Consider the following 7,957-nt stretch of genomic DNA (forward strand, 5'->3'; position numbering starts at 1 on the left):
GGGCGGTCCCTCCCGGTGGAGGGGGCCGAACCGGCCAAGGCCGGGCTCAGGTAAAGGAGGTGTGAGATGGGCAGAAGAGGATTCCCAAGTGCCGGGCGGCTCGCTTGCCTGGTGCTCGCCCTGGCTCTGGCTGCGGCCGCACCGCTGCCGGCGGGTGCGAAGGACAAGGGAAGCAAGGGAAGGGGAGAGCACAAGGAGCGCGGTCCAAAGGCCAAGGTGGAGTATCGGGGTGGCGGGCCGCCCCCCTGGGCGCCGGCCCACGGCTATCGCCGCCACGCGGGCACCCCTGCCCACGCCGAAGGGGGGGTGTACGCGGCGCCCTTCCAGATCGACCTCGGGCGCTGCAACCGGGGTACCCTGGGCGCGGTGCTCGGCGGGGCGGCGGGGGGCGTGCTCGGGTCGAAGGTGGGTGACGGGCGCGGCAGGGATGCGGCCGTGATCGGGGGAACGATCCTCGGGGCCATCGTCGGCCAGCGGATCGGCCGGTGGATGGACGACCTGGACGCGGCCTGCGTGGGCCAGGTGCTGGAGCACGCCCCGACGGCCCGGCCCGTGGAGTGGGTGAACCCGGACAACGGGGTGGTGTACCAGGTGACGCCCACCCAAACCTACCAGGGAAGGGACGACCGGTACTGCCGGGAGTTCCGCACCGAGGCGCAGATCGGGGGGCTTACCGAGCAGCTCTACGCGACGGCCTGCCGGCAGCCGGACGGCTCCTGGGAGCGGGTGTCGCGCTGAGGGTGCGCGCGAAGGAGGCCGGTCCATCACAAACCGGCGCCGCCGGCCCAAGCGGGGATGGGGCGAGACCCCTCTTTTCGGTGGATCCCTTCCGATGCCGGGCCTGCGGCCAGTGCGTCCGGGTCTGTCCCCAGGGGATCCCGGTACCGGGCCCCGGGGGGCTCCCCCAGGCCGACCCCGGGGGGGCCGACCGGTGCATCCGGTGTGGGCACTGCGCGGCGGTGTGTCCCGAGGACGCCCTGGCCCATCGGGACCTGGCGCCGGAGGCGTTCGCCAAGGCCGGGGCGGCGCCCGCGGCGGAGGAGGCCGCGCGCTGGCTCCGGCGGCGCCGCTCGGTGCGTGCGTACCAGCGCCGGCCCGTCTCGCGCGCGTGCCTCGAAGCCCTCCTCGAAGCGGCCCGCTGGGCACCCACAGGCCACAACGCCCGGGAGCTCGGGTGCGTGGCGGTGGTGACCCGCCCGCGGCGGGAGGGCCTCCGGGACGCCGTGGTCGGGTTCTACCGGAGGCTCTTTGCCGTGGCGGGGAGCTCCTGGGGCCTGGCCGCCCTGGGCGTCTTCCTGGGCCGAGGAAGGGCGCGGGAGCTGCGGGATGCCAGGCCCGGGCTCCTGCGGGCGCAAGAGCGGCTCCGCAGGGGGGAAGACCCCCTCTTCCACGGCGCCCCCGCCGTGCTCCTCTTCCACGCGCCCCCCTCCGAGACCGCCGAGGCCGACGCCGTTGCCGCCGCCGCCCAGGTGACGCTGTTTGCGCCCAGCCTGGGGTTGGGCACCTGCTACATCGGCTACGCCTCCGCCGTGCTGCGCCGCTTCCCCCGCATGGCGCGGCGCTGGGGGGTGCCCCGGGGCCGCCGGGTCCACGCCGTGCTCACCGTGGGCTTTCCGGCGGCCGAGCCCGTTCGCGTCCCGCCCCGCCCGGCGGTACCCCTGCGCCTGGTCTGAGCCCGCCCGGGGGTGCCCGATTCCGGGCGCCCCCAAGTCCGCCACCAAATTTTGGGGCGGGGTCCGGGAGCCCCGGAGCGTAGCCCCGTACCGCATCGACCGATCCGCCACAGCCGGTGGACATCGGTGAAGCTGGGCGCACCGGCTCCGCGAAGGGCCCCTCCTCCAGTTGGCGCGGATTACGGGACGAAGCGCAGGGGCTTCCGGACCCCGCCTGCCACCCAGGCGGTGGATCCCGGGCGCTGGTGCGGGGTTGGCAGCAGCGCGGCGCCCGGCTACACTGCCGCCTTCCGCTTACCGCCCTCACTGCTCTTCATCGGCCTCGAAAGGAGGACGGATGCCGGTCTACGTGGGCTGCGACGTCGGAACCGTCAGCGTGAAGGCCGCCGTGCTCACCGACGGCGAGCTGCCGCGGCTCCCCGGGGCCCAGGGCTGGGCCCTGGTGGACGCGACCGCGGACGCCGGCCTCGAAGGGGGCTGGCGGGTGTACCTGACCCCCTACCGGCGAGCCAAGGGCGATCCACTGGGCACGGCTCAGGAGCTCCTGGAGGAGCTGCGGCTGCGCATGCCCGAGCCCTGGGCCGGCGTGTGCGCCACGGGCTCGGCCGGAAGGCTCCTGGCCGAGCGACTCGGGCTCCCGTGGGAGAACGAGCTGCGGGCCCTGGCCCGGGCGGTGGGCGCGCTGCACCCGGCCACCTCCCAGGTCTTCGAGATCGGCGGGGAGAGTGCCCGGTTCCTCCGGATCGACCGAGGAGACGGGGGCGATAGGGGCCCGGGAGGGGCCGCGATCCTCGATTACGACACCAACGGGGAGTGCGCGGCGGGCACCGGCTCCTTCCTCGACCAGCAGGCCTCCCGGCTGCGCTTCCCGGTGGAAGAGGTGGGGACGGTGGCCCTCTCGTGCGAAAAGGGCGCCAAGGTGGCGGGGCGGTGCTCCGTGTTTGCCAAGTCCGACATGATCCACGCCCAGCAAAAGGGCGCCTCCCCCGCCGAGGTGCTGCGGGGGCTGTGCGACGCCGTGGCGCGAAACTTCAAGGCCAGCGTCGTGAAGGTGCGTCCCGTGGAGGGGTCCGCCGTGTTCGTGGGGGGTGTGGCCCGAAACGCCGGGGTGCGCCGGGCGCTCGCCGACGTCTTCGCCATGAACGGGCAGCTCGTCACCCCGGAGCACCCGGCCCACTACGGCGCCATCGGCGCCGCCCTGGCCCTTCGCGAGGTGGCGGAGGGCCGCCACGGTCCCGCGACCCGGCGGGCCCTCGCGCCCTCCTTCCCCACCTGGGAGCCCCTGGATCTCGGCCGTGTCACCCTGCTGCGCGACCGGGCGAGCCCCGCCTTGCTCCCGGCCAACGGGGGGGCTGTGCCCGTGTACCTGGGGGTCGACATCGGCTCGGTGAGCACCAACCTGGTGCTCACCGACGCCGAGGGAAACCTCGTTCACGAGATCTACCTGCGCACCCGGGGCCGCCCCATCGAGGTGGTGGACGAGGGGCTTCGCGAGCTCCTGGACCGGTTCGGGGAGCGGGTCGAGATCCGCGCCGTGGGCACCACCGGCTCGGGGAGGGAGCTCATCGGTGAGCTCCTGGGGGCCGACCTCGTGGTGGACGAGATCACCGCCCACAAGACCGGGGCCTTCCACATCGCCGGCCGCCACCTGGGCACCCGGGTCGACACCATCTTCGAGATCGGCGGCCAGGACGCCAAGTACATCCACCTGAAGGACGGCGTGGTCGTCCACTTCGCCATGAACGAGGCCTGCGCCGCCGGCACCGGGAGCTTTCTGGAAGAGCAGGCGGAAAAGCTCGGCGTGGCCATCGTGGACGAGTTCTCCCGGCTCGCCCTCTCGTCGCGCGCCCCCACCCGCCTGGGGGAACGGTGCACCGTGTTCATGGAGCGCGACGTGGCCCGGTGCCAGGGACAGGGGGCGGAGCTCCCGGACCTCGTGGCGGGGCTCGCCTACGCCGTGGTGCAGAACTACCTGAACCGGGTGGTGCGGGGCCGGCCCATCGGGGACGTCGTCTTCTTCCAGGGGGGCACCGCGTACAACGACGCCGTGGCGGCGGCCTTCGCCAAGGTGCTGGGGAAGACCGTGGTGGTGCCGCCCCACAACGGGGTGGTGGGGGCCTACGGCGCGGCGCTGCTCGCCCGGGAGAAGATCGCGGCCCTGGGGGAGGCGACCCGCTTCCGGGGGTACCGCCTGCGCGACTCGGGCTACGAGGTGCGCTCCTTTACCTGCCGGGCCTGCTCCAACGACTGCGACATCCAGGAGTACCGGGTCGAGGGGCGCAAGAGCTACTGGGGGGACAAGTGCGCCGAGCGCTACCGCCAGGAGGCCCGCGTGCCGCGCCAAGCCGTCATCCCCGACCTCTTCGCCCTCCGGGAGGAGCTCCTGGAGGCCGACTACCTCGGGCGCCTCCAGGCGGGGGAGGGGGGCGGGGAGCTCGAGCGGCTGGCCCGCAAGGCGACCGCCGAGGCGGCCCGGCGGGGCAGCCCCGGCACCGTGGGCATTCCCCGGGCCCTCTATGCCCACGACCGGCTCCCCTTCTGGGGCGCGTACCTGCGCGCCCTCGGCTTCGGGGTGCGGCTCTCCGACAGCACCACCAAGGCCCTGGCGGATCTCGGGGTGGAAGCCGCGGTGGCCGAGCCCTGCTTCCCGGTCCAGGTGGCCCACGGCCACGCGGTCGCCCTCCTGCGGGAGGGCGTGGACCGGGTGCTCCTGCCCAACGTGGTCGACGCCGAGGCGTCCCCTGGCCACCGGACGCAGAGCTATCTGTGCCCCTGGAACCAGACGGCCCCCTTCGTCGTGGCCGCGAGCCCCCTGATGGGCGGGCGCGGCGACGCGCTCCTTTGCCCCACGGTGCATTTTCGCCGGGGCGCGCGGGTGGTGGAGGGCGAGCTCTGGGAGGCGGTGCGCTCCCTCGGGTTCTCCCGGGAGCACCACCGGGCCGCGGTGGCCCTGGCCTACGGCGCCCAGCGCCTCTTCGGCGAGGCCCTGTCCGCCGTCGGGGGGCAGGCACTCCAGGTGCTGGAGCGCAGCGGTGAGCCCGGCGTGGTGCTGGTGGGGAGGCCCTACAACGTGTTCGACAAGGGGCTCAACCTCAACGTGCCCCGCAAGCTTCGCACCCTCTACGGCGTCAACGTCCTGCCCCTGGATGCCCTTCCCCTGGAGGAAGTGGACATCGGGGACCTCAACCCCAACATGTTCTGGAACTATGGGCGCAAGATCCTCCAGGCGGCCCGGTACACCAGCCGGCACCCGAACCTCCACCTCATCTACGTCACCAACTTCAAGTGCGGCCCCGACTCGTACCTCAAGCACTTCTGCGAGGACGCCGCCGGCAAGCCCTTCCTCGTGCTCCAGTTCGACGGCCACGGAAACGACGCCGGCACCATGACCCGGTGCGAGGCCTATCTCGACAGCAAGGGAATCCTGCGATGGTGGAACGCCGAGCCAGGCTCGAGGGACGAACCCTCTACGTGCCGCGCATGTGCGTCGGCGCCTCCCGCGCCTTCGCCGCCTGCTTTCGGGGGGTAGGGGTCGACGCACGCGCCTGCCCCCAGGCCGGCGAGGAGGCCACCGAGCTCGCGCGGCGCTACACCAGCGGCGACGAGTGCTACCCCCAGGTCGTCACCCTGGCGGACTTCTTCCAGGCCATGGCGCAGGAGGGCTTCGACCCGAACCGGGCCGCCTTCCTCATGCCCACCACCAGCGGACCCTGCCGGTTCGGGCAGTACGCCCACCTCCTGGAGCGGGTGCTGCGCCTCCACGGGTGCCCCGAGGTCGCCGTGGTCTCCCCCAGCTCCGAGACGGGCTACCGCGACGTGGCCGCCCACGCCACCTCCCTCAAGCGCCTGCTCTGGTGGGCCACGGTGGGCACCGACGTGCTGCGCTCGCTGCTGCACCGCACCCGCCCCTACGAGGTCGTCCCCGGCACCGCGGACGACGTCCACGAAGCCGGTCTCGAGGACCTGTGCGGGATCCTCGAGGGCCCCGGCGGTGCCGGCGGAGCCAAACTGGGCCGCGTGGCCGCGAGCCTCGCGCGAAGCCTCGAGCGCTTTCGGAGCGTCGAGACCGACCGCTCCCGCGACCGCCTCCTGGTGGGGATGGTGGGGGAGATCTTCTGCCGCCTGAGCACCTACAGCAACGAGGACCTCATCCGCACGGTGGAGCGCCTGGGGGGCGAGGTCTGGCTCTCGGGGATCGGGGAGTGGGTGTGGTACGTCAACGAGTGGGAGAAGCTCGGCGCCCGCGCCGCTGGGTGGCCGGGCCTCCTGAGCTGGCTCGGCACCAACCTGTCGCTTGCCGTGCAGCGCCGCGACGAGCACCGCCTCCTCGAACCCGTGGCCCAGGCCTTCCGGGGGTTCGAGGAGCCCCACGAGGTGATCGAGGTCCTGGAGCTCGCGCGCCCCTACCTGCCCTGGGAGGGGGCCCCGGGCGAGATGGTGCTGAGCGTCGGCAAGGCCGCCTACCTCCAGGGCAAGGGCGCCGACGCCGTCATCGACGTGAGCCCCTTCGGGTGCATGAACGGCGTCGTCTCCGAGGCCGTCTACCCCCGCCTCAGCCGCGACTACGGCGGCATCCCCATCCGCAACTTCTACTTCGACGGCTCCCGGGCCGACCCGGAGCCCGATCTCGAGATCTTCCTCGAGCTCGCCCGCAACTACAGCCGAAATAAGCCCCTCCCCCGCCCCCCGGCGGGCCTCGGGGGGTGAGGACCTGGGAACCGCACGTTGACCCCCGACCGGGGGTGGGGTAGAAGGGCCCGAGAACAAACGGGGAGGGGAACGATGGGCAGAGGTGGGAGACAACTCCCCTCTGGCGGGGTTAGCCGAGGCCGTTCCTGGCGCTGCGTCGCCGGAGCGGCCTCGTTTCGTCTCACCGCCGGCCCCGACCCTGCGCACTGCCCCCCGCCCCTGCGCCCAGCGTGGGCACTCAAGACCACCGACACCCTACGCCCCGGCGAGCGAGGCCCCCGGCGCCTCGTCTGCGTGCGCTACCGCTGCGACCCGGAGCGGCGAAAGCGCTACAAGACCGTCGAGCTCATCGTAGCCGAACCGGACTGGGCCCCGCCTCCGGGGCCCGACGACCTGGTGCAGGTGCGCGTGGCCTTCGGCGAAGAGGCCCTGCGCCAGCGCGTGAAGCAGGCGGGCGTAACCGGGCCGATCGCTCTCTATCCGAAGGACAACGAGAAACGAGTGTAGGAGCCTGCTCCCGCAGGCGACTTGCCGCGCTAGCGGCAGGGGGAAGGGTCGGCCTTCGGCCGAAATCGCCAGCAGGAGCTGGCTCCTACAGAGGAACCGGACCGCAGCCGCGCTCGACCGGTTACGCCCGAAGCAGGCGGGCGGTCGCTGGCGCCCGGACAGCAAGAGCTGGGAGCTGCCCCTGCGCGTGGTCGAGGAACTAGGCCTCTAGGAGCGTCTGGTGACGCCCTGATGTTCCCAGACCTGGGAACACGGAATGTTCCCAGATGTGCGAATGTGATGGTTCCCAGACCTGGGAACAGGCACCTACATATAGGAACATGTTCTCATATGTGGGAACACCGCAGCGCAGATAATACAACTGTTCGGCGAGAATGATCAACGGCAAAGGACCATGAGGAGAACCGTATGAGAAGCTATACCGCAGTAGTCGAAAAGTGCCCCGATACTGGTTTGTATGTGGGATACGTACCCGGATTTCCAGGGGCACACTCACAAGGCGAGACCATGGATGAACTTGCGGCCAACCTCAAAGAAGTAATAGAGATGATTCTCGAGGACGGTGAACCGGAACTTGAGGCGGAGTTCGTAGGCACGCAAAACGTAGTGGTCGCGTAGCCATGGGAGACGTTCCTGTTTTGAAGCCGTCGGAGGTGATCGCCATCCTCGAGCGCCTTGGGTTTCAGGAGGCGAGGCAAAAGGGCGGCCACAAGCAGTTCAGGCATGAGGACGGCAGGGGAACGACGGTACCCTTTCATCAGGGTCGCGACATTTCCCCCATCCTTCTTCGCCAGATCGCGCGAGACATTGGCATGCCCATTCGGGAGTTCCTGAAGTATCGACGAGGCGGCGAACCAGGCCATGGTTCGGATGGCCTCCAGCCTTCGGCTTCCGGCCACCGCACATGGCCGCCGTTGGGCTTGAAGAACAGCATGAGTGAGGGATTGCGTGCATCGTCATCATTCGTAAGGAGGGTAGAAATGAAGGTCATCTTCTTGTCGCTTCTTGTGCTTCCGTTCATGGTAACCACTGCTCTGGCTAATTTTCCAAGGCAACCTGATCGAGCTCAGTATTCCGCACTGTCCGAA

6 protein-coding genes and 1 pseudogene are annotated in these 7,957 nt (G+C 71.1%); all 7 read left to right on the forward strand.

The window, feature by feature from the left end; translation table 11 throughout:
- The first annotated feature begins 66 nt into the window (after window positions 1–66).
- Window positions 67–738: an RT0821/Lpp0805 family surface protein gene (locus tag AB1578_19890; protein MEW6490155.1), complete on the forward strand. Its 672-nt coding sequence runs from the start codon at window positions 67–69 to the stop codon at window positions 736–738.
- Between the two features lie 80 nt (window positions 739–818).
- Window positions 819–1,673: a nitroreductase family protein gene (locus AB1578_19895; GenBank protein MEW6490156.1), complete on the forward strand. Its 855-nt coding sequence runs from the start codon at window positions 819–821 to the stop codon at window positions 1,671–1,673.
- A gap of 337 nt (window positions 1,674–2,010) precedes the next feature.
- A complete protein-coding gene (locus tag AB1578_19900; GenBank protein MEW6490157.1) occupies window positions 2,011–5,202 on the forward strand; it encodes an acyl-CoA dehydratase activase in 3,192 nt (1,063 codons plus the stop codon).
- Window positions 5,103–6,380 (forward strand): hypothetical protein, encoded by a 1,278-nt coding sequence (locus tag AB1578_19905; GenBank protein ID MEW6490158.1) that lies wholly within the window; start codon window positions 5,103–5,105, stop codon window positions 6,378–6,380. Before AB1578_19900 ends, AB1578_19905 begins: the two co-directional genes overlap by 100 nt.
- Before the next feature lie 276 nt (window positions 6,381–6,656).
- Window positions 6,657–6,869, forward strand: coding sequence for a hypothetical protein (locus AB1578_19910; GenBank protein ID MEW6490159.1), 213 nt, complete (start codon window positions 6,657–6,659; stop codon window positions 6,867–6,869).
- A gap of 408 nt (window positions 6,870–7,277) precedes the next feature.
- The gene (locus tag AB1578_19915; GenBank protein MEW6490160.1) at window positions 7,278–7,487 is read left to right on the forward strand and encodes a type II toxin-antitoxin system HicB family antitoxin; all 210 of its coding nucleotides are present in this window, start codon (window positions 7,278–7,280) and stop codon (window positions 7,485–7,487) included.
- A 2-nt stretch (window positions 7,488–7,489) separates the two neighbouring features.
- Window positions 7,490–7,711, forward strand: a pseudogene (locus AB1578_19920) (type II toxin-antitoxin system HicA family toxin).
- Window positions 7,712–7,957: the final 246 nt, after the last annotated feature.

The organism is Thermodesulfobacteriota bacterium (genome assembly GCA_040756475.1).
In the GTDB taxonomy this organism is placed as follows: domain Bacteria; phylum Desulfobacterota; class Deferrisomatia; order Deferrisomatales; family JACRMM01; genus JBFLZB01.

Excerpts from the sequence above, each read along its gene's own strand:
- AB1578_19900 (MEW6490157.1), top strand. The coding sequence starts at position 2,011 with ATGCCGGTCTACGTGGGCTGCGACGTCGGAACCGTCAGCGTGAAGGCC.
- AB1578_19905 (MEW6490158.1), top strand. The coding sequence starts at position 5,103 with ATGGTGGAACGCCGAGCCAGGCTCGAGGGACGAACCCTCTACGTGCCG.
- AB1578_19890 (MEW6490155.1), top strand. The coding sequence starts at position 67 with ATGGGCAGAAGAGGATTCCCAAGTGCCGGGCGGCTCGCTTGCCTGGTG.
- AB1578_19915 (MEW6490160.1), top strand. The coding sequence starts at position 7,278 with ATGAGAAGCTATACCGCAGTAGTCGAAAAGTGCCCCGATACTGGTTTG.